Raw genomic sequence first — 21,231 nt, 5'->3', positions numbered from 1 at the left:
CGATGGCCAGCATCACCTACGACAAGGCGACCCGGCGCTACTCCGGGACCGAGCGTCCCGCCGTCGACGCGCTGGACCTGGAAATCGCCGACGGCGAGTTCCTCGTGCTGGTCGGGCCGTCGGGTTCGGGCAAGTCCACCGCGCTGCGGATGCTCGCGGGCCTGGAGGACATCGACGAGGGCGCGGTCTGGATTGGCGACCGCGACGTCACGCAGCTGCCGCCGCGTTCGCGCGACATCGCGATGGTGTTCCAGAACTACGCGCTGTACCCGCACATGACGGTCGCGCAGAACATGGGCTTCGCGCTGAAGATCGCCGGGCGGCCCGCGTCGGAGATCAAGCAGAAGGTGCTTGACGCGGCGAAGCTGCTGGACATCGAGCAGTACCTGGACCGCAAGCCGAAGGCGCTGTCGGGCGGTCAGCGTCAGCGCGTCGCGATGGGCCGCGCCATCGTGCGTGAGCCGCAGGTGTTCCTCATGGACGAGCCGCTGTCGAACCTGGACGCGAAGCTGCGTGTCTCGACCCGTACGCAGATCGCCGCGCTGCAGCGCCGGCTCGGCGTCACCACCGTGTACGTGACCCACGACCAGGTCGAGGCCATGACGATGGGTGACCGCGTCGCGGTGCTGTCGGACGGTCTGCTGCAGCAGTGCGACACCCCGCGCGCGCTGTACGACCGGCCCGAAAACGTCTTCGTCGCGGGCTTCATCGGTTCCCCGGCGATGAACCTGGTCGCCGCGAAGCTCACCGCGGACGGTGCCGAGGTCGGCGGCGTGCAGGTGCCGCTCAAGCCCGAGGTGCGTTCCGCGGCCGACGGCGACACGGTCACCATCGGTTTCCGTCCCGAGTCGCTGGAAGCCACCACCGACACCGACGGCACGCTGCCGATCAAGGTCGAACTGGTCGAGGAGCTGGGCTCGGACGCTTACGTCTACGGCAAGCTCGGCGCCGGCGTCGAGGAGTCCGCGGAGGGTGCGTCACGCAACGTGGTCGCGCGCGTCGACCCGCGTACGCCGCCGCGCATGGGCGACACCCTGCACCTGCGGATCCGCCCGGACGAGCTGCACGTCTTCTCCGGTACTTCCGGGCAGCGTCTCTCCTGAGCCGATGACGTGGGAAACTGGCAGTCGTTATGACTGCCAGTTCTCCGCACGCCGAGACCGTGGTCGATCTCGGCGCTGTGCGCCACAACGTTTCCTTGCTGGCCGACCGGGCACCCGGTGCGGCCGTGATGTGCGTGGTCAAAGCCGACGCGTACGGCCATGGCGCGATTCCGGTAGGCCGCGCCGCTGTCGAAGCCGGGGCCGCCTGGCTCGGCACCTGCTCGCTCCAGGAGGCCCTTGACCTGCGGGCGGCCGGGCTGTCAGTCCGGCTGTTCAGCTGGCTGGACGTGCCGGAGCTGGATTTCGCGCCCGGCATCGAGGCGGACATCGACCTCGGCGTCAGCTCTCTCGGTGAGCTGGCCCGGGTCGACGCCGCCGCGAAGCTCGCCGGAAAACGCGCTCGCGTGCACCTCAAGATCGACACCGGTCTGTCGCGCAACGGTTGCCCGCCCGCCGACTGGGCGGCGCTGGTCGAGGCGGCGGCCAAGGCGCGCGGTGTCGAAGTAGTGGCCATCTGGTCGCACCTGGCCTGCGCCGACGAGCTGGGCCACGCGTCGATCGACGCGCAGGCGAAGCTGTTCGCCGAGGCTTACGACGCGGCCCGCGCCGCCGGGCTCGACCCGATCCGGCACCTGGCCAACTCCGCGGCCACGCTCACCCGGCCCGACCTGCACTTCGACCTGGTCCGCCCGGGCATCGCGATGTACGGCCTCAACCCGGTGCCCACCGACGACGACCTGCGCCCGGCGATGACGTTCCGCTCCAGCGTGGTCCTCACGAAGCCGCTTGCCGCCGGCGAATCCGTCTCCTACGGCCACACCTGGACCGCGCGCGAGGACACCACGCTCGCGCTCGTGCCCGCCGGATACGCCGACGGGGTGCCGCGCACGCTGTCCGGCCGGATGGATGTCTGGCTGGGCGGGCGACGGCGGCCAGTCGTCGGGCGGGTCTGCATGGACCAGCTCGTGGTGAACGTCGGCAACGAGGACGTGCCTCGTGTCGGCGACGAGGTCGTGCTGTTCGGGTCGGGCCGCTCCGGCGAGCCGACTGCGCGCGAATGGGCGGACAAGCTCGGCACCATCGACTACGAGATCGTCACCTCGATGTACCGGCCGCGCGTACAGCGCCGGTACCTGGGGGAGCGGGCGTGACTCCTTCGGCGCGGCTGTGGGCGATCGTCGGCGGAGTCGGAGCGGTGGTGACGGGTGCGGCAGCGGCAGTTGTCGCGACGCAGCAACGCAAACCGACCGAGGACCCGTTCGCCGACGAGCCGCTCGGTGAGCTGAAGCCAGACCGTACGTCCACTGTCGCTGCCGAAGACGGCACGCCGCTGTCGGTCGAGGAGATCGACCCTGAGGACGGCGAAAAGCCGGAGCTGACACTCGTCGGCGTACACGGCTTCGCGCTTTCGCGGCGCTCGTGGCACTTTCAGCGTCGCGACGTCGCTTCGCTGCGACTGCCGCGCGTACGGCAGGTCTATTTCGACCATCGCGGCCACGGTCTGTCCGGAGAGGCGTCCACTGAGACGTCGACGATCGAGCAGCTCGCGCACGACCTCGACAGCGTGCTGCGCGCAATGGTGCCCGAAGGACCGATCGTCCTCATGGGACATTCCATGGGCGGCATGGTGATCATGGAGCTGGCCGCGCAACGGCCAGACCTCTTCGAGGACCGCGTCTGCGGCGTCGCCTTCATCGCGACCGCGGCGGGCGAAGTGGGCGCGCGTGGGTTGCCGAGGCCGTTGTTGTCCAAGTACAACCCGCTCACACGCGGCGTAGGCGAGCTGGCCGGATGGCAACCCGGGTTGGTGGAGTTCGTCCGCGCCGCCGGCGGCCAGCTGACCCGGCAGGCAGTGCGACGGCTCGCGTTCGGCAGCCGTGACGTCTCGCCGCGCCTGGTCGACTTCATGCTGGAGATGCTGGCTGTCACGCCGGTGCGCGGGCTGATCAACTTCGTCGACACTCTCGGCAGCCACAATCGCTACGCTGTGCTGGCAGGGCTGAAACACGCACAGGTGCTGGTCATCGGCGGCGACTCGGACCGGTTCACGCCGTTCGCGCACGCCGAGCGGATCGCCGCCGAGCTGCCGGACGCCGAGCTGGTGCGCGTGCGCGGAGCCGGGCACATGGTGCAGCTCGAACAGCCCGAGCTGGTGAACAGCCATCTCATCGACCTGCTGCAGCGCTGTGGTGGCAGCGCCGCGCCGAACCGGCGAAACTGGTGGTGGACAAGGTGATTCTGGAAACCCCCGAGGACACGATGGCCTTCGGGCGGACCCTGGGCGCGGCCCTGCGCGCGGGCGACCTGGTGCTGTTGGACGGTCCGCTCGGGGCCGGGAAGACGACGCTGACCCGCGGGATCGCGGACGGTCTCGGCGTCGGCGGACGGGTCAGTTCGCCGACGTTCGTGCTGGCGCGGGTGCACGCCGCGGGCGCGGCCGGGGTCCCGTTGATCCACGTGGACGCGTACCGGCTCGGCGGCGATCTGTCCCAGTTGGACGACCTCGACCTGGACACCGACCTGGAGTCGTCCGCGGTGGTCGTCGAGTGGGGCGAGGGCAGCGCGGAGCGGCTGTCGGAGGACCACCTGGTCGTCCGGCTGGCCCGCCACGACGACGACACCCGGACCGTCGTGCTGGAACCGCACGGCTCCTGGACCACCCGGGTCGACGAGCTGCAAGCGGTCTGACCGTACGTGAAGGGCCCCTTGAGGGAATCAGATTCCTTCAAGGGGCCCTTCACGGCTCGTTAGGCGATTACCGCCCGGCAGTGGCTTCCTCGCTGGCGGACAGCGAAGGAGCCGAGCCGGGCAACGGCTTCCGCGCCGTCTCCTTCAGCTTCAGCAGCGTAATCACCCCGATCACCCCGGCGATCATCAGGTAATACCCAGGCCACTTGAGATCCCCGGTGGCCAGCACCAGCGCGCTCATCACCAGCGACACCGTCCCGGCGAACGCCGACACGAAGATGTTGAACGAGATCGACAACCCGCCGTACCGGACCTCGGTCGGGAACAGCGCGGGCAGCGTGGACGGGCAGGTCGAGGAGAAGCAGATCAGCAGCAGTCCCATCAGGACAAGGCCGAGCAGCACCGAGATCAGCGACCCGCTCTTGAGCAGCAGCACCATCGGCAGGCCGAGCACGATCAGCCCGCCAGCGCCGACCCACAGGATCGGCTTGCGGCCGTAGCGGTCGCTGAGCTTGCCGAGGAGCGGGATCAGCAGCACGCCCAGCCACAGCACGCCGATCTGCAGCCACTCCGCCGCGGTGGCCGAGATGGCCTGCCCACCGTTCTCGGACATCGTGCGGTCGTCCTTGAGGTAGGTCGGCATGTAGCTGGTGAGCATGTAGTTGGTGACGTTCCAGGTCACCACGAGCCCGCCGGCCAGCAGCATCGTCGGCCAGTACTTCGCGAAGATCGTGCGGACCACGTGCTTGGCCTCGGCGTCCTCGCGCTTGCCCGACTCGTCGAGCAGCTGCTGGAACGCGGGCGTCTCCTCGAGCTTCGTCCGCAGGTAAACCCCGACGATGCCGAGCGGCAGCGCCACCATGAACGGGATCCGCCAGCCCCAGGTGTCCATGAAGGCCGGCGTCGAAACCAGCGGGAGCACCGACGAGACGGTCGCGCCCAGCGCGTACCCGATGAAGGTGCCGAATTCCAGGAAGCTGCCGAAGTAGCCGCGGCGGCGGTCCGGGCTGTACTCGGCGATGAACGTCATCGCGCCCGCGTATTCGCCGCCGGTCGAGAAGCCCTGCAGGACCCGCGCGCAGACCAGCAGGATCGGCGCGGCCAGCCCGATCGACGAGTAGGACGGGATCAGTCCGATGAGGAAGGTGCCGGTCGCCATCAGGATCACCGTCACCGCGAGCACCTTGGTCCGGCCGATCTTGTCGCCGAGCGGACCGAAGAACAGGCCGCCGAGCGGACGCACCAGGAACGCCACCGCGAAGGTCGCGAACGTCGCGAGCTGGGCCAGCGCGGGATTGCCGGGCGGGAAGAACTGGGCCTCGATGGTGGTGGAGAGGTAGCCGTAGACCCCGAAGTCGAACCACTCGGTGATGTTGCCGACCGCGGCCGCGCCGACCGCCCGGCGCATCGTCTTGTCGTCCGTGACCGTGGCGCCGCCCGACGGCCCCCTCCCGTCTGCTGCCTCTGTCACATCGCTCCTTTCGCGTTTTCAGGACTCACTGCGCAGAGCCCCCGACATCACCTACCGCGAACGATCCAAAGCGTAACGTGATACGTCTCACTCCCGCACGGGGGTAGCGCAGGTAACGCGTAGCGGGGACCATGCGTTATAGCAGGTAGATACCTGTTAAACCCCATCAACTCGCACACGTCGGCCAGCGGATCACCCGGATTCGCCGACGGCGTCGGCGTGCGCACCCTGTGAGGAGGAGCCGCAATGACGGCAGTATTCGTGGCCATCGCAAGCTGTGCAACCGCGGGAGTCGCTGTCGCGGCTACCCTCGCGTCCTACGCGCAGCGCAAGTGGCGGGTCCGCGCCGTCGAGGCGTGACCCGTTAGGACTCTCGGAGCTCTAGGTCGCTAGGGCTCGACAATTCCGACTGCCAGGCCGAGGCCGACCAGATCCTGCGGGCGCAACCGCAGCTGGTCGGCCACGGCCGGCACGTCGGTCATCGGGCGTTTCAGGATCGCCGCCGCCGCTTCCGGCGAAGTGACCGAGAAGTAGGCGTCCGGGGCGATCCAGGTCGTGCCCGGCGCGGCGAAAGCCAGCGCGCCGCCGGAACCGCCTTCGCCGATCACCAGCGTGGTGACGGGCACCGCGGCGGTGGCGATCGCCTCGAACAGTTCCGCGATCGCTGGTCCGATCCCGCCTTCTTCCGCTTCCGCGTCGTTTGCCGCGCCGGGAGTGTCCACAAGCGTCAGCACCGGAATTCCTAGCCGGGATGCCAGCCGGATAAGCCGTGCTGCGGTGCGAAAGCCTGCTGGACGCGTCGCGGTGCCGCACTGTGCTGCGTACGCGATCGTGCGGCCTTCTCGCCAGCCGAAGCCACATTGGACGCCTTCGTCGACGTGACCGGCACGGTCGCCTTGCACGTTCTCTCGCCAGTCGAAGTACGCGTCGAGGTACTCGGGTGCGCGCGCTCGTGAGGAAGCGCGAGCCGTCCGTACGGCTTCCCAGCCGGTTTCGGGCAGCGTGGCGTCGCGACGGGCGTTAGGCGGGGGTGCGGGCTCTGTCGACGGCGAAGCCAATAGCTGTAGCCATCGCGCGAGCACGTCGCCCAGCTCGTCTGTTTCAACGAGACGGTCGACCTGTCCCCATTCCAGCTTCGCTTCGACGGTGTACGCCTCCGCAGGCGACGTCGCTGGCCGTACGCGGGAGCCTGCGAAGCCCACTTGGGCGTCTGGCAGTCCCAGGACGACGTCGGAACCTGCACCGAGCGTCGCCCAGCCGCCGCCGGTGGACGGGTTGCGCAGAACGGAAATCTGCGGCACACCCGCCGCGCGCGCGTCCGCGGCGGCGCGCGCGATTCGCTGGAGCTGGGAAAGCGCGCGCATGCCGTGCTGCATCCGGCTGCCGCCAGTCGCGACCAGCGACACCACAGGTAGCCCACGCTCTTTCGCGTGGGCGAAAGCGGCTTCGACGCGGTCGCCGGTCTGCTGTCCGATCGAACCGCCGAGGAACCCGAACTCCCAGGCGATCAGCACCGTGGGCACGTCGCCGATCTTCGCCTCTCCGACGACCACGGATTCGGTCTCGCCGGTGCGCGCGGCGGCTGCTGCCCTGGCCTCCGGATAGCCCGGCCAGCCGAGCGGATCGTCCGCCGGAGTGTCCGCGAGGGACAGGTCGGTGAACCCGGCGGAGATGGCGGCCAGCAGCTCGCGCGCGGTGGTGTTCATCCCAGCGCTCGCTTCATGACTTTGCCCATGTCGTTGCGCGGCAACGCATCCAGGTACCGCACGACGCGCGGCCGCTTGTGCGGGGCGAGCAGCTTCGACACGTGGTCGGCGAGTTCTTCGAGCGTCGGGCGCTCGCCGTCCGGCACGACCCACGCGACGATGCGCTCGCCGAGGTCGTCGTCCGGTTCGCCGGTCACCGCCACCTCGGCGACCTTCGGATGTTCCAGCAGCGCGTTCTCGATCTCGCCCGCGCCGATCTTGTAGCCGCCGCTCTTGATCAGGTCGGTGGCCTTGCGCCCGACGATCCGGACGTAGCCGTCGGGGTCGCGGGTGGCCATGTCGCCGGTGCGGAACCAGCCGCCGTCCAGCGCGGCGGCCGTGGCGTCCGGCCGGTTGAGGTATTCGGTGAACAGATTCGGCCCGCGGACCTGGATCTCGCCGACCGCGTCGGGCTCGCTGATTTCGGTGCCGGACTCGTCGACCAGCCGCAGGTCGACCCCGGCGAGCGGAACGCCGACCGAGCCCGGCTTGCGCTCGCCGTCGGCGCGGACGCTGGTGTTCATCAGCGTTTCAGTCATGCCGTAGCGCTCCACGACCTGCTGCCCGGTCGCGGCGGTGATCCGCTGGTGGTCGTGCACCGGCAGCGCGGCCGAGCCGGAGACCAGCAGCCGTGCGGACTTGAGCGCGTTGGCGAGGGCTTCATCGGTCGCGACGGTTTCAGCGATCCGGTGGTACATCGTCGGGACGCCGAACAGCATCGTCGCGCCGTTCGCCAGTTCCTCGGTGACTCCCTCAAGGGAGAACCGCCCCAGGTGACGAACCGAGCCACCGCGGCGCAGCGGCCCGAGGATGCCCAGGATCAAGCCGTGCACATGGAACAACGGCAGGCCATGGACGAGCACGTCGTCAGCCGTCCACTGCCAAGCGTCCTCAAGCGCGTCGAGAGTGGTCGCGATCGAGCGGCGCGGCAGCACAACGCCCTTGGGCGGGCCGGTCGTGCCGGAGGTGTAGACGATGAACGCGGGAGCCTCGGCGTCCGGCTCGCTGGCCGGCGGTTTCCCGTCGCCTTCAAGCGGAATGTCGCGACGCGGCAGGTCGAGCGCGGCGGGCAGTTCGACGCCGGGTTCGGCGAGCACCAGCGCGGGCTCGCTGTCGGCGAGGATGTGCCCGAGTTCGCGTTCGCCGATCTTGGGGTTGAGCGGCACCACCGGAACCCCGGCGAGCAGCGCGGCGACCACCGCGACGCTGGTGTGCAGCGTCGGCGTCGCCCACACCGCGACCCGGCGGTCTCGGGGCAGTTCGGCGGCCAGCGCGCCGGCGACCGCGCCGAGTTCGGCGTAGGTGAGTTTTCGGTCTCCGAAGCGCAGCGCTTCCTTGCCGGATCCGGCGGCGACTGCGGGGAACAGCGGATCGGGCACTTTCGCGGACCTCCTGCGTCACCGGCACCTGGAATCGCACCGTACCGCCTTGTGGCGGTGGCCACCTGCGACGCGATTCACAGATCCTGATTGTCAGGGGTACCCAGGTTCAGGCGAGATTATCGAGCAGCGCGCGCACTCGCTGGACCATCGTTTCGTAGCGGCCGGGGGCGACGTTCACGTACCGCTCGCCGCCCTCGGTTTCGGAGAACGAGAACAGGTAGCGGCCGTGCTCGGTGTCGTAATACGTGCAGATGTCGCGCCCGCTGATCCGCCGCCCGCCAAGCCCGTCCCGGACGGCCGCCGTGATCTGCCCGCCGCCGACGCGGGGGAGCGCGGCAACGTCGAGCAAATGCCGGACGTCCTGCCGCGCCGGCCCGCCGTCGATCGCCAAATTCAACGCCGATTCCGGCACCGACACCGCCTGCCCCTGCGCGGGCTGGACGCGCGGCAGCTCCCGGATCAAGTCCTCCGCCAACGCTTCCGGCCGGGCCGGCCGCAACACCACAGTGCCGGTGGACGGCATGTGGCACGCGAGCACCGCGTCCTTGTTCAATGCCGCGACGACCAGCCAATACCGCCGATCCCGCCCGCTTTCGACGGTCGCCGACAGCTCACTGGCCCCGCGGCACAACACGGTCATGGTCCGGACGAACGTCTCGTCCGGACCGCCGCGACCCCAGACGCCTTGGTCGGCCATGGCGTTCACCGCGGCTTCGCGATACGCGTGCGTCTCCTCGGGGTCACGCCAGATCGGGTCCGGCGAGAGCGCGGCCGGGAGCGAAACCCCGGCGAGCTCCGCCGCGACGGGAAGGCAATCGGCAGGGAGCACCACCTCGCGGGCGAGCACCAGCATCCGTCAGAGCCCGATCACCGGCGGAACCGCCTTGGGAAGGTCCCCGATGAGGGCCGCGTCCGGGTCCTGCTCGACCAGGTAATCGGCGGTCTCGTGGACGAGGTCGTCTTCCCCTTCGCCCTTCTGCCCGCGGCCCATCGCGCCCGCACCCATGCCCGACGCCCCCGCGCGCCCGTTGGCTCCGGCCGCTGCTCCACCTCTGGCGACGCCTTCAGCGTTGCCACCGAACGGCCCGGTACCGGTACCCGCTCCTCGGCCGACGCTGTTGCCTGGGTTGCCCGAGTAGCCACTGCCTGGGTTGCCCGAGTAGCCGCTGCCGGTTCCCGGAAGCCCCGGCGTGTACAGACTGCTGCTGCCGCCGTTGGGGTTGGCGGTGTTGGGGTTGCTGCTGTTGAACGACCAGGAGTTGGGGTTATTGGTGCTGTTGGGATTGTTGGTGCTGGTGAGATCCGGCGGAACGTACCCGGAGGTCCGAGTGTCATCCGGCAGATCGCTGTGCGGCGGGTGGTACTTGCCCGGCGTCTCCGTCGGACCGTTGTGCGGCGGAGGCCCCGAATCCCACCGGTGAGTGTCCGTAGGAGGCAACGCCCCCGGCGGCCCAGTGCGATCGTTGGTGTGGTCGCGGTGGCTGGTGTTGTCGCCGGTGCTGCTGCCGGTGTTGTTGTCGGCGACGTAGCCGCCCTCGGAGTGCGTGCCAGCGGTGCCGCCAGGCCCGCCCGGGGTGTAGTGCGCGGGCAGATGAGCGGTACCGGTGCCGCCGGGCTGCGTGATGGTGAAGTCACCGCCGGCGGAGGGCATCGCTAGCTGCCCGTATTGCGACGGGTCCGCCCAGCGACTCGAGTTGTCCGTCGACTGCTGGTGGTAAGCGTCGTAGCTTTCGGTGACCGCCTGCGCTTTCCGGTTCCAGTCGTCGATCTCGTTCTGCCGGTTCGAAAGGAACGAGAGAGGGGTCCCGGAAACCCAGTCGCCTGCCGGTTTCTCGCCGACGTCGCCGATGTCTTGGATCTGGTTGTGCAGTTGCTGGAACGAGCCGCCCTGGCCGTGGTAGAGCTCCTGCGCCTGCTGGAGATGCTGTCCGCTGACCTGAGACGACTGCACGAGCGGGCCCGCGCCGGCATAGGCCTGACCAGCGGAATCTCCCTGCCAGTACTGGCTCATCTTGCCTTGCAGCTGCTGCATCCGGCCGGCGATTTCCTGGTGCTGGCGGGAGAGGTCCGAGGACAGGTCCGCACCGGTGTACATCCCGCCGGATCCCTTGCCGCCTTTGACGAAGCCGATGATTTGCTGCGGAGTGTAATTGGTCATCGCGCACCTGTCTTGATCGTCTTGATCGCTGCGGTAGCCGCTGTGATTGCCAATGCGCACGGGTCGCTGTAATGCGGGGAGGATTGCCGGAGGATGACCGAGCTGGTGAAGGTCTCGTCGTTCTTCACGCCGACGATGGCCTGGCAGCCGCCTTGTTTGCGGTCGTCGGTGGGGCCGGAGAGCACGGTGGGGTAGCCGTCGGTGGCGGGTGCTTTCTCGAAGTATCCGGATGAGCTGTCTTTGTACTGGTAGGCGCTCGCGAGTCCGCCGCCGTTGGGGACGAATCCGATCCCGACGCTGCTGTTGTCCGGGCCGTACCAGCTGCAGATCGGTGCTCCGGCTCCGGCGTCGGTGGTGGTGCGGACCGACTCGATGACCTCCGCGGCCTGGGCCTGGGTGAGCAGAGAACACGGTGCCTGTTCGTACTTGGCCACATCGAGCGGGTTGGCTACCTGCGGAACATCGGACGCGGCCGAGGATGTTGCCGGTGCCGCGCTCGAAGTCGACGGCGCGGGAGAACCCGGATTGGACGTGCAGGCAGTCAGAGTGAGGAGCAGGATTGCTGTCGCGGCGGCGCGGAGGCTGGTCTTCGTCACCGGGTCATCCTTGCTTGCTCATGCTGGTCGTATTGGCATGATCCTGCTTCTCGTACTTGCCGATGGCTTCTTTCAGCCTGTCGGCATAACCCTGCGCGTAGGTCTGCTGTTGCTGAAGACTCGTGAGGTAGGCGTCGGCATGCATATCCGCTGCCCGCTTCTGCAGGGAGCTGCCGTCGTCGCCGGCAGGCGGCGTCACCGCGCGCAACTGCCGACCTGACCTGATCATGCCATTCAGGCCGTCGGCGATGCTCTGCCATTCCGGTTGCAGAGTCTTCATCGCGTCGACGTCCATGTTGAACCCGCCGCCCGCCGCGGCGGCGTTCACCTTGGCGTCCTCCGCCGCGCGCTGCTGGTAGACGCGCACGCCGTTGGAGTTCATCGCTTCGCCGAACTGCTTGTCCTGGCGGTCGCGCTTGGCCTGCTCCTCCGGGTCGACGTACCCCGCGCGCCCGTCCGCCGGCTGGCTGCTGGACGACTCCCCATTGCCCACGATGACGTTCCCCCTCGCTCCCGGCGGCACTGTCTCCGACTGCCGACGCTTTGACTGAGCTTAATCGGTCGAGGTTCCGCGCGTGGACAAAATCCCCCAAGCCGGGCAGTTGTCAGGAACCTGCCTTGAGGGTGGCCACGACCGCCTGCGCGGCTTTGAGCGCGACCGAGCACGGGTCGCCGTAGGACGGGGACCGCGGGAAGAGCATGACTGAGCTGGTGAATGCCTCGTCAGCCTGGACGCCGACGGCTATTTGGCAGCCGCCTTGCGCTCGGTTGTCGAGGACGTTGGTGTAGGCCGCCGGGTAGCCGTCGATTGCGGGGGCTGGGTCGTAGTAGCCAGTACTGCTCAGGTTTTGGCCGATGGTGGCGAGGCCGCCCTGCACGGGGAGGAAGCCGATGGTCAGGGTGCTGTTCTTGCTGTCGTTCCAGGTGCAGGCCGGGGTGATGGCACCGGTGATCTTGCGGTTGCGGACCGCGTTGAAGACCTCCGCGGCCTGGGGGAGCAGAGCGCAAGGGTCCTGTTCGTATTTCCGCACGTTGAGCGGTTGGGGCCCCTGCGACACGTCGGGCGGCGCGGAGGACTCCGGGGCCGGGGCGGCCGAACAACCAGCCAAAAGCAGCATTCCGCCGAGCAAGGCCACGAAAGACGGCTTCATCACGGAACGCATCTTTCCCGACCCCCCGTCCGCCCCGCCCGCTCCCCGGTCCCCTTCGGACCAGAGCTATCCTGGGAAATCGTGCTGGTATTGGCGATCGACACGGCTACTCCGGCGGTGACGGCGGGCATCGTCGCTCTCGACGAGGCTGAGCTCGTCACTCGGGCGGACCGCGTCACGGTGGATCCGAGGGCGCACGGCGAGCTGATCGCCCCGCATGCGCTTGCTGCTGCGGCCGAGGCTGGGGTCACGCTCCGAGAGCTCGACGCGATCGTGTGCGGCGTCGGGCCGGGACCATTCACAGGGTTGCGGGCGGGCATGGCCACGGCGGCTGCGTACGCGCACGCGCTCGGCATCCCGGCGTACCCGGTGTGCAGTCTCGACGCGATCGCTGCGGACGTGGTGCGTACGGAGAAGCCGTTTCTCGTCTTCACGGACGCGCGGCGGCGCGAGGTCTACTGGGCTGCGTACGACGCTTCGGGCGCGCGCACGGACGGTCCGCACGTACAGCGGCCCGCGGACATCGAAACTGACATTCGCGTCGCGGCGGGGGACGGGGCGTTGCAGTACGCGGCGGCGGTCGGCGTGGTGCCGATCGAGCCGCGGTTTCCGTCGCCGGCTGGGTTGGTGCGCGTGGCGCGTACGGCGCTTCTCGAGCGCGCGGAGCCGGAGCCGTTGACGCCGCTGTACCTGCGTCGTCCGGACGCTGTCGAGCCCGCGGCGCGCAAGAGGGTGACCGCGCTGTGAAGCTCGACCAGTTGCGCCGCGCTGACGTCGCGAGGTGCGCGGAGATCGAGAAGATCCTCTTTCCCGGCGACGATCCCTGGAATGCGCGCGCGTTTCATTCCGAGCTCGACCAGGGGCATTACTACTTGGCCGCGCGGTCGGACGACGGGGAGACCCTGCTTGGGTACGCGGGGCTCGCGGTGGTTGGGCGACGCGGCGACTACGAAGCGAACGTCCACACGATCGGCGTCGTGCCGGAGGCGCAGGGGCAGGGCATCGGCAAGGCGTTGCTGCGAGCGTTGCTGACGCGCGCCGACGAGCTGCACGCGGCTGTCTTCCTCGAGGTGCGCACGGACAACGACGCGGCCGTGACGCTGTACGAGACACACGGTTTCCAGAAACTCGGCATCCGGAAGCGCTACTACCAGCCTTCCGGTGCCGACGCGTTCACTATGGCCCGCCCCGCGCAGGCCCCGGCACGAGACGAGGTGGCCGGCTGATGGCGCGCGTCATCATGGGCATCGAGAGCTCCTGCGACGAGACCGGCGTCGGCCTCGTCCGGCTGCACGACGACGGCACGGTGGAACTGCTCGCCGACGAGGTCGCGTCCAGTGTGGACCAGCACGCTCGCTTCGGCGGCGTCGTGCCGGAGGTCGCCAGCCGCGCGCATCTCGAAGCGATGGTGCCTACGGCGGAGCGGGCATTTGCCACTGCGGGGCTGAAACTGTCCGATGTGGACGCTATCGCGGTGACGGCTGGGCCGGGTCTTGCGGGTGCGTTGCTGGTCGGGGTTTCGGCGGCGAAAGCCTATGCGACCGCGCTGGATGTGCCGCTGTACGGCGTGAATCACCTTGCCGGGCACATCGCGGTGGACACGTTGCAGCACGGGCCGTTGCCGACGCCGGTGTTGGCGCTGCTGGTTTCCGGCGGCCACACGCAACTGTTGCGAGTGGACGACATCGCGTCGAGCATCACCGAGCTCGGATCCACTGTGGACGACGCGGCGGGCGAGGCGTACGACAAGGTCGCGCGCGTACTCGACCTGCCGTATCCGGGTGGGCCGCCGATCGACAAGGCGGCCAAGCAGGGCAACCCGAAGGCGATCGCGTTCCCGCGCGGCATGACCGGTCCGCGCGACGCGAAGTTCGACTTTTCCTTCTCTGGCTTGAAAACGGCCGTGGCGCGCTGGGTGGAGAACGCCGAGCGCGCTGGCGACGCCGTGCCGGTTAACGACGTCGCGGCGTCCTTTCAGGAAGCGGTCGCGGACGTCCTCACCGTGAAGGCGATCCGTGCCGCGCGCGAGCAGGAGATCGGCACAATCGTGATTTCCGGTGGGGTGGCAGCGAATTCGCGGCTTTCGGAGCTGGCGGCGGAGCGCTGCGCGGCGGCGGGTATCGAACTGCGCGTGCCGAGGCCGCGGTTGTGCACGGACAACGGCGCGATGATCGCGGCGTTGGGTGCGCACGTGGTGGCGGCAGGCCGGGCGGTGGCACCGTTGGACTTCTCGGCGAACCCGGGCCTGCCGGTCAACATTGTGTCCCTTTAGGACTCACGAGAGCAGCCGCATCAAGGGGTACCCCTAGCAGCGTCTCGATCGCCGAAGCCGACCGTGCCGCTGCGGAGCCGTTTCCATAAGGATTCGCTGACGCGGCAGCGCTAATCTCGCCGCGGAGGATGCGCGCGGCGGTGTCGGTGATCAGCTCCGTGTCGGTGCCGACCAGCCAAGCGCAACCGGCTTCGACGGCTTCCGGGCGTTCCGTCGTGTCGCGCAGCACCAGCACTGGCGTACCGAACGTCGGCGCTTCCTCTTGAATACCACCGGAATCCGTCAGCACAAGCGATGCCAACCGCAGCGCGCGCACGAGATCCGGGTACTCCAACGGCTCGGTGACGGTCACCCGCGCCACTCCGCCCAGCACCTCCTCGACCTGCTCCCGCACAGCCGGATTCGGATGCACCGGGAACAGCACCTGCACGCGCGGATGGGCGTCGACGATCTGGCGCACCGCAGTCAGCGTCCGCGTCAACGGCTCGCCCCAAGACTCGCGGCGGTGCGACGTGACCAGCACCAACTGCTCACCCGCCTCGGCGATTCCCATCTCCAGCAAGGCAAGCGCCGGTTCGCGGGCGGGCAAATCGCGCGCGGCCACCGCCAGCACCGCGTCGACGACGGTGTTGCCGGTACGCGTAATGCGCTCCGCTGGCACGCCTTCGGCCAGCAACGCCGCGCCCGCAGCCGCGGTCGGGACCAGGTGCAGGGCCGCGATCCGCGAGATCATCTGCCGCGTTCCCTCCTCGGGGAACGGCGACGCCAGGTCGTGCGTGCGCAGTCCGGCTTCGAGGTGCACCACCGGGATCCCGAGCCAGAACGCGGCGAGCGCGCCGGCCAGTCCGGTGGTGGTGTCGCCTTGCACGACGACCGCCGACGGCTGGTACCGGCGCAGCGCGGCGTCGAGAGCGGGCAGCAGGCCGGACACCAGTTCCGCCTGCGTGCCGGACACTCGCGGCGGCACGTCGAGCCACGCGTCGATCGCCACCTCGAACGGGGCCAGCGCCTGTTCGACCATGCCCTGGTGCTGGCCGCTGTGCACGACGAGCGGCCGCAGCCCGGGCCGGGCGTCCAAGGCCAGCGCCAGCGGTGCGAGCTTCACCGCCTCTGGCCGCGTCCCGGCCAGCAGCATCACGTCCAACGTTTTCACCCTTTCGAGTGTCCCGGAAAACCGGGCTGCCGGCGGGATCACGCCGGCAGCCCGGATTCTTCAGCCGTCCAGGCGGGAGAACCGCCGATTCCGGCGGCGGACGGCGATCAGCGCGGCGATCCCGAGGATCACCAGCGCGATGCCGACCGCGAGCCACCAGCCGACGTCGGCGCCGGTGGCGGCGAGGGTGCCCACCCCGCCACCGGCGACGCCGACCCCGGCGCCAGGCATCTTGTACATCGATCCATCACCTCACCGGGTCAGGCGGGGCGAACGACGCCGGGAGAAGCGCAGGCCGACCGGTACCGCGACTGCGGCCACCACGCCGAACCCGATCCACATGCCTGCTCCCGAAGCGAGCGGCATCGGCGGAGCGGCCGGGCCGCAAGTCGCCGAGGAGAGGATCACGTCGCCCGAACCGAGAGCGCCCAGCGCGTCGCCGCCGAGCAGCTTGAGGTGCAGGGCGTTGACCGTGAGGCTGCCGTCCTGGTTCTTGATCTGCTCGTTCAGGATCAGCGTCGCCACGTGCAGCGGGCCGACCTGGACCTTCAGTTCGGTGTTCGGGGCCGGGCTGGCGTCGACATTGCCGAGGCTGCCGAGGTTCGCGCCGACCAGCGTGGTGCTGCCCTTGACGCCTTCCTGCGTCGCGGTGCAGACGGCTTCGACCGCCTTCGCGCCGACATTGCCGACGGCGGCCTTGAGCAGCGGCAGCCCGACGTCGGCGGTGGACGCCTTCGCCGTGACCGCGCCGGAGTTGTCGTCGCGCACGGCGGACGTGGTGATCACGCCGGTGGTGAGCACGCCGGTCACATTCGCGGAGACCGCGGTGCTTTCCGTCGGGCCGTTGGTGTTCGCGGCCGCGAGCGGGCCAAGGTGCACCGCGGGCTGGCCGAGCAGCGTCACGTTGACGTTGACGCCGTAGGCCGACCCGTCGCCGGGAGCGGCGCTGGCCGGAGCGGCTCCGGCCAGGGCGATGCTCGCCACGACAACGGCGAGCATGCCGCCTCGTCGCACGAGGTGTCTCTTCACTGGTCCTCCGAATTTTCTCAGGGCGAGCCGCCGCGCGGACTAAACCCGCTGAGCAAGAGTCGGCACGCGGATCGGTTATCGGCGGACGTTTCCGAAATGGCACAGCTTTTTCGTGGGATCACCACATCGGGTGATACGAATTCGGCTTTTTCCCAGGTTGCGCGAAGTATCACTCGAACGGACTAGCAAGCTTGAGTAAGAATATGCCGAAAGCTGCTCGGGTATCCCCGGAATGGGGTTGCCCGGGGAAGGGCGGAAACCGTCGCGGACACGACCGTGGCCGGTACCGCCCCGGTTCCGCTGGGTTTCTTCTCGAGAGGGTCGTCGTGACAGCAGTCAACGCGCCGGTGTCCGGCGCATCCCGGTTTCCGCTGCGTATGGCGGTGTTCGGGGTGCTCGCCGCGGGGGTCGTGCTGGTGCTCGTGGAGCGCGGGTACCGGGAACTGGAAGTACAGCTGGCCGGTGTCATCCTCCGGGTTGTCACCTCATCGGGGGTCTATGTGGCCGGAAACCGGGAATCGGTCTACTTCGGGTTGTCTGGCGATACTCCATTCGGGTTGCGGATGACTCCGGAATGCTCGTCGGTATTCCTTCTTCTACCGTTGCTATTAGTTACCGCCGCACTTCTGTGGTTCCGGCCACAGAATGCCCGCAGGCTCTTTTTCTCGCTGGGAATTTCCGCGATCGCGGTGATTCTGGTTAATCAGTTACGGATTCTCACGATCGTCGGGCTGGTCAACGGGCTCGGCACCGACGAGGGCTACTACTGGGGCCACACCCTGCTCGGCTCGCTGGTCAGCGTCATCGGCGGCGCGATCTCGCTGGTGCTCTTCGTCTGGCTGGCGACGCGGAAGACGAAGGCCGAGAAGCGGGCCGCGGCGTGAGCGACTCCGGCCTGAAGATCCTGCTGTCGGTCACGCAGGCGTTCGCGCTCACCATGAGCGTCGCGTTCCTCGTGTACGTCGTGGTGATCGTCGTGCCGTACCTGCGCCGCAAACCCGCTCCGGTCGGCGATCCGGCCGACTTCTCCTGGCACTTCTTCGTCCCCTGCCGCGACGAGGAGGTGGTGATCCGCGAGACGGTGAAATACCTGCGCGGCACCTTCCGCCGCGCGCACGTGTGGGTCGTGGACGACGACTCCGACGACCGCACCGCCCGCGTCGTGCGCTCGGTGTGGCGGCGAAACGGCGGCTACGACGCGAATCTGCACCTCGTCGCCCGCCAGCGCCCGGAAGCGCGCACCGGCAAGGGAGACGCGCTCAACGCCGCTTACCGCCAGCTGGACGAGTGGCTCGGTCCGGACGCGGATCGCGACCGTGTGGTGGTCGTGGTGGTCGACGCGGACGGCCGTCCCGCGCCCAACTGCCTCGAAGTGTGCGCGGCAGACCACCTCTTCGGCGACGAGACCGTCGGTGCTGTCCAGCTCGACGTGCGGATGAGCAACTTCCGCAGCCGTCCGCCCGGCCGCACGTGGTTCTCCCGCGCGTTCGGGCTGAAGCTCGCCCAGTTGCAGGACTTGGAGTTCCGTACCGCGATCGCGGCGATCCAGACGTCGCGCGGCTTCACCGGCACGATCTCCATGGGCGGCAACGGACAGTTCACCCGGCTGTCCGCATTGGACTCGATCGCCGGTGACGAGTTCGCCCCGTGGCGCGGTTCGCTGCTGGAGGACTTCGAACTCGGAGTGCACCTGCTCACCGCGGGCTGGCGCACCGGGTTCACGCCGGATTCGCATGTGGCGCAAGAAGGTCTGTACAGCCTTCGCCGGTTCCTGGTGCAGCGCACGCGCTGGGGGCAGGGGACCATGCAGTGCATGCGGTACCTGCGCCGGATCTGGGACTCGCCGCACGTGTCCACTTTGGGCGCCGCGGAGATGATGTACTACCTGGCGCAGCCGTGGATGCAGCTGCTCGGCTCGCTGCTGTACCCGGTGCCGTTCATCCTGCTTCTCGTGAGCACCGCGGGCGATCCCGGTCAGGTGTGGACGTGGTTCACCGGCGGCGCGTGGATCCTGTTCGCGATCTACGGTTCGTTCGGGCTGCTGCCGTTCGTCGTGTGGGGCCCGATCTACCAGATGAAATGCTTGCGCAGCAAGAACATCTTCCGCGGCATCGGCATGGGCCTGCTGTACGCGGCCTACATCTACACCTTCTACATCACGTCCTGGCGCGCGTTGTTCCGGCTGGTGCGCGGCCGCAACGGCTGGGCCAAGACCCGGCGCAACACCGAGGCCGGCGTCGGCGTGAAGGTGGCCCTGGACGCGTGAATGCCCGGGTCGCGCGCGGGCGGCCCGGGCATTCAGCGAGCTGCGGTCAGGACGCCGGTTCGAGGTCGATGTCGTCGCGGCTGACGTACGCCACGCGGTGGCCGAGCTGGATTTCCACGTACCTGGACTTGCCCTTCACGACCTTGTTGGTCGCGACGTCGAAGGACGCCGAGTAGTACTCCGAGCCGGTCAGCCCGCCGACCGAGTACTTCTGGCCGGTGCCGAACTGGTACGGCAACGGCTTGAGCTCCTGCACCGGAACGTCCTTCGGGTACGCCCCGGCCTCCGGGTACGCGCTCCCGTAAACCGGCACGGTCGCTTTGCCCTCCTTGGGAGTCGCGACGAATCCGTCGGCCGGATACGCGGTGGGCGCGTCGCCCGGGTTGCGGAACCAGCCCTTCTGCCCGAGGTACCAGATCGCGGTCCAGTCGTCCTTGGTGTCCGCGACGGCGTACTTCTGGCCGGTGGCCGCGCGGCTGCCGATGTCCGAGACATCCATTGTGGACGGATTAGGCCCGTGCATGCCCACGTCGGACAGCAGGGGCGCGGACTCGCTCGGCTCGGTGTGCAGCACGACGGAACCCGAACTCCGCTCGGGGCAAGGGTTTCCGGACCCGATCTTGTCGCAGCCGGTGAACACCGGACGGTTGGCGGAGTACTCCGGCGCGATCATCACGAGGTCGGAATCCGGCGCGCCCCCGTGCTTCAGCGGGGAGCCGAGCAGGTCGAAGTAGTGCGCCCAGTCCCAGTACGGGCCCGGGTCCCAGTGCATGCTCTTGATCTTGTCCGCGTTCGGGCCGGGCACGTTGTCGTGGCCGAGGATGTGCGCGCGGTCCAGCGGAACGCCGAAGCGGTGCGCGAGGTAGCGCACGAGCTTCGCGGACTGGCGGTACATCGCCTCGGTGAACCAGGTCCCCTGCGCGGCGAAGCCCTCGTGCTCGACGCCGAGGGATTTCGCGTTCAGGTACCAGTTCCCTGCGTGCCAGCCGACGTCCTTGGTGGGCACGTGCTGGGCGACTTTGCCGTCCGAGGAGCGGACGGTGTAGTGCCACGCGGTCTGGCCCGGGGTTTGGGCCTGCTTCATCACCGAGTCCCAGGTGCCCTCGGTGTCGTGGATGACGATGTAGTCGATCTTCTGGTCGCGCGGGCGGTCGGCCTTGTCGTAGTTGCCGTAGCTGTCGCCGATCTTCTGGAACGGCGCGGGCACCGACTCGCAGGACATCGACCGCGGACACTCGGTGGCCGGCGGCTCTCCGGCGCGCAGGCCGAGACGGTCTGCCTGAGCACGGTCCGGGGTGACGTCGGAGGCTGCGGCGAGTTTGACGGCCTGGCCGTCGTCGGTCGTACGCGTGATGCCGCTGCTGATGGTGGCGAAGACTTCGTCGGCGAAGGTGCGCGCGCCGGTGACGTCTTCGGAACCGCTGTACCGCGCGACGGCTCCGTACCAGTCCTTCGCGTTGTCGCTCTTGACGCTCAACTCTCGCTGGTACTGGGCCAACAGCGCCGCTCCGCCGCGGATGTTGGCTTCGGCGTTCGTACGGAGCTTCGCTGCGTCGGTGTGCAGCAGCTCTGCGGCCTTGTCGATGGTTTGGCTGCCGGGCGGGGGAGGCGAGGGCTTGAGCGCCTTCAGCCGCAGGGTCGGACGCGAGTCGTCGCCGCGGGGGTCTTCGTCGGGGTTGTCGAACTCGCTGGTGCGCAGGCCGGTGGTGCGGACGTCGGTGAGGTGCATCGGTCCGTAGCCGGCGGCGGTGCTGGGAGCGCCGGAGTGGGTGTCCCAGCGGGATTCGAGGTAGGAGACGCCGAGCAGGACGTCCAGCGGGACGCCGAATTCGCGAGCGGCGTCGGCGAAGGCGCGCTGACGGGCCTCGTTGGCCGGCTGGGCGGAGGCCGGGACAGTGACCGCGATCGCGGCGAGTGCCAGCAGCCCGGTGGTCGCGGCGGCCAGGCGCCACGGGAGTGAGCGGGGCATAGGAGGACTCCAGGAGTGAGATGCCTGTCTGTGCGGATCCAACCAGTCGCCGGGGGAGTTGGTGGGGGTTATCCGCGGGATGGGGCCGAACGGGCACACGGCGGTGCCCGGGAGCCTGGGCCGGCTGCCGAGCCGGGCGTGGGGGGGGGGGGGGGGGGCCCCCGCCGGCGGGCGGGCACACCCAGCGACAAAAACCCCCCGGCCCGGCCAACCGCCCCCCGAGCGCGGCCGGAGGGGGGCCCCCCACC

Annotated in this window: 21 protein-coding genes; 9 read left to right on the top strand and 12 right to left on the bottom strand. The window is 69.0% G+C overall.

Annotated elements, in window-relative coordinates; genetic code table 11:
- Positions 1–2: 2 nt before the first annotated feature.
- The 4 genes from ugpC to tsaE are packed head-to-tail and all read left to right on the top strand — an operon-like array spanning position 3 to position 3,791.
- Positions 3–1,103 (top strand): sn-glycerol-3-phosphate ABC transporter ATP-binding protein UgpC, encoded by a 1,101-nt coding sequence (ugpC, locus tag ABZX37_RS38435; RefSeq protein ID WP_354748156.1) that lies wholly within the window; start codon positions 3–5, stop codon positions 1,101–1,103.
- Between the two features lie 29 nt (positions 1,104–1,132).
- On the top strand, positions 1,133–2,254 hold the full coding sequence (alr, locus tag ABZX37_RS38430) for an alanine racemase (protein WP_354748153.1): 1,122 nt from the start codon (positions 1,133–1,135) through the stop codon (positions 2,252–2,254).
- Complete coding sequence (locus ABZX37_RS38425) at positions 2,251–3,339, top strand: alpha/beta hydrolase (protein WP_162834387.1); 1,089 nt, start codon at positions 2,251–2,253, stop codon at positions 3,337–3,339. Before alr ends, ABZX37_RS38425 begins: the two co-directional genes overlap by 4 nt.
- Positions 3,324–3,791, top strand: coding sequence for a tRNA (adenosine(37)-N6)-threonylcarbamoyltransferase complex ATPase subunit type 1 TsaE (tsaE, locus tag ABZX37_RS38420; RefSeq protein WP_354748151.1), 468 nt, complete (start codon positions 3,324–3,326; stop codon positions 3,789–3,791). The genes ABZX37_RS38425 and tsaE overlap by 16 nt, the downstream gene beginning before the upstream one ends.
- Positions 3,792–3,858: 67 nt before the next feature.
- Here tsaE and ABZX37_RS38415 read toward each other — a convergent pair whose 3' ends face one another.
- The 8 genes from ABZX37_RS38415 to ABZX37_RS38380 form a co-directional block, all read right to left on the bottom strand.
- Entirely contained in the window at positions 3,859–5,262 is a 1,404-nt protein-coding gene (locus ABZX37_RS38415; protein WP_354748149.1) for an MFS transporter, read from the bottom strand.
- Positions 5,263–5,651: 389 nt separating this feature from the next.
- Positions 5,652–6,968: a carboxyl transferase domain-containing protein gene (locus ABZX37_RS38410; RefSeq protein ID WP_354748147.1), complete on the bottom strand. Its 1,317-nt coding sequence runs from the start codon at positions 6,966–6,968 to the stop codon at positions 5,652–5,654.
- Positions 6,965–8,386 (bottom strand): acyl-CoA synthetase, encoded by a 1,422-nt coding sequence (locus tag ABZX37_RS38405; RefSeq protein ID WP_354748145.1) that lies wholly within the window; start codon positions 8,384–8,386, stop codon positions 6,965–6,967. Before ABZX37_RS38405 ends, ABZX37_RS38410 begins: the two co-directional genes overlap by 4 nt.
- Before the next feature lie 109 nt (positions 8,387–8,495).
- Positions 8,496–9,242 (bottom strand): ESX secretion-associated protein EspG, encoded by a 747-nt coding sequence (locus ABZX37_RS38400; protein ID WP_354748143.1) that lies wholly within the window; start codon positions 9,240–9,242, stop codon positions 8,496–8,498.
- Positions 9,243–9,245: 3 nt separating this feature from the next.
- Positions 9,246–10,547, bottom strand: a complete 1,302-nt coding sequence (locus tag ABZX37_RS38395) for a hypothetical protein (RefSeq protein WP_354748141.1) — start codon at positions 10,545–10,547, stop codon at positions 9,246–9,248.
- Complete coding sequence (locus ABZX37_RS38390) at positions 10,544–11,143, bottom strand: DUF3558 family protein (RefSeq protein ID WP_354748139.1); 600 nt, start codon at positions 11,141–11,143, stop codon at positions 10,544–10,546. The genes ABZX37_RS38395 and ABZX37_RS38390 overlap by 4 nt, the downstream gene beginning before the upstream one ends.
- A gap of 4 nt (positions 11,144–11,147) precedes the next feature.
- On the bottom strand, positions 11,148–11,636 hold the full coding sequence (locus ABZX37_RS38385) for a hypothetical protein (RefSeq protein WP_354748137.1): 489 nt from the start codon (positions 11,634–11,636) through the stop codon (positions 11,148–11,150).
- 112 nt (positions 11,637–11,748) lie between these two features.
- Positions 11,749–12,294: a DUF3558 domain-containing protein gene (locus ABZX37_RS38380; protein ID WP_354748218.1), complete on the bottom strand. Its 546-nt coding sequence runs from the start codon at positions 12,292–12,294 to the stop codon at positions 11,749–11,751.
- 81 nt (positions 12,295–12,375) lie between these two features.
- Between ABZX37_RS38380 and tsaB the strand changes: the two genes are divergently transcribed.
- Genes tsaB through tsaD form a run of 3 tightly spaced genes read left to right on the top strand, consistent with a single transcriptional unit; the run spans position 12,376 to position 14,566 of the window.
- Complete coding sequence (tsaB, locus tag ABZX37_RS38375) at positions 12,376–13,041, top strand: tRNA (adenosine(37)-N6)-threonylcarbamoyltransferase complex dimerization subunit type 1 TsaB (protein WP_354748135.1); 666 nt, start codon at positions 12,376–12,378, stop codon at positions 13,039–13,041.
- Positions 13,038–13,520 carry a ribosomal protein S18-alanine N-acetyltransferase gene (gene rimI, locus ABZX37_RS38370; RefSeq protein ID WP_354748133.1) on the top strand — a complete coding sequence of 161 codons (483 nt, stop codon included), beginning with the start codon at positions 13,038–13,040 and terminating at the stop codon, positions 13,518–13,520. The genes tsaB and rimI overlap by 4 nt, the downstream gene beginning before the upstream one ends.
- The gene (gene tsaD, locus ABZX37_RS38365; RefSeq protein WP_354748131.1) at positions 13,520–14,566 is read left to right on the top strand and encodes a tRNA (adenosine(37)-N6)-threonylcarbamoyltransferase complex transferase subunit TsaD; all 1,047 of its coding nucleotides are present in this window, start codon (positions 13,520–13,522) and stop codon (positions 14,564–14,566) included. The genes rimI and tsaD overlap by 1 nt, the downstream gene beginning before the upstream one ends.
- Here tsaD and wecB read toward each other — a convergent pair.
- From wecB to ABZX37_RS38350, 3 genes are all read right to left on the bottom strand, one after another.
- Complete coding sequence (gene wecB / locus ABZX37_RS38360) at positions 14,547–15,710, bottom strand: UDP-N-acetylglucosamine 2-epimerase (non-hydrolyzing) (protein ID WP_354748216.1); 1,164 nt, start codon at positions 15,708–15,710, stop codon at positions 14,547–14,549. The two genes, tsaD and wecB, sit on opposite strands and share 20 nt — an antisense overlap.
- Positions 15,711–15,779: 69 nt before the next feature.
- Positions 15,780–15,959, bottom strand: a complete 180-nt coding sequence (locus tag ABZX37_RS38355; RefSeq protein WP_344270349.1) for an LPXTG cell wall anchor domain-containing protein — start codon at positions 15,957–15,959, stop codon at positions 15,780–15,782.
- 12 nt (positions 15,960–15,971) lie between these two features.
- Entirely contained in the window at positions 15,972–16,748 is a 777-nt protein-coding gene (locus tag ABZX37_RS38350) for a choice-of-anchor P family protein (RefSeq protein ID WP_354748129.1), read from the bottom strand.
- Positions 16,749–17,125: 377 nt separating this feature from the next.
- On the opposite strand from ABZX37_RS38350, the gene xrtP reads away from it, so the two are divergent.
- Both xrtP and ABZX37_RS38340 read left to right on the top strand, forming a co-directional pair.
- Positions 17,126–17,632, top strand: coding sequence for an exosortase P (gene xrtP / locus ABZX37_RS38345; RefSeq protein ID WP_354748214.1), 507 nt, complete (start codon positions 17,126–17,128; stop codon positions 17,630–17,632).
- Positions 17,633–17,685: 53 nt separating this feature from the next.
- Positions 17,686–19,014 (top strand): glycosyltransferase, encoded by a 1,329-nt coding sequence (locus ABZX37_RS38340; protein WP_354748212.1) that lies wholly within the window; start codon positions 17,686–17,688, stop codon positions 19,012–19,014.
- Between the two features lie 46 nt (positions 19,015–19,060).
- Here the strand turns inward: ABZX37_RS38340 and ABZX37_RS38335 are convergent, their stop codons facing one another.
- Entirely contained in the window at positions 19,061–20,983 is a 1,923-nt protein-coding gene (locus tag ABZX37_RS38335; RefSeq protein ID WP_354748127.1) for a peptidoglycan recognition family protein, read from the bottom strand.
- Positions 20,984–21,231 lie beyond the last annotated feature (248 nt).

The sequence above is a fragment of the Amycolatopsis sp. NPDC004079 genome (assembly GCF_040610415.1).
Classification (GTDB): Bacteria; Actinomycetota; Actinomycetes; order Mycobacteriales; family Pseudonocardiaceae; genus Amycolatopsis; species Amycolatopsis halotolerans.
This window is presented reverse-complemented; position numbering and strand designations above follow the sequence as displayed.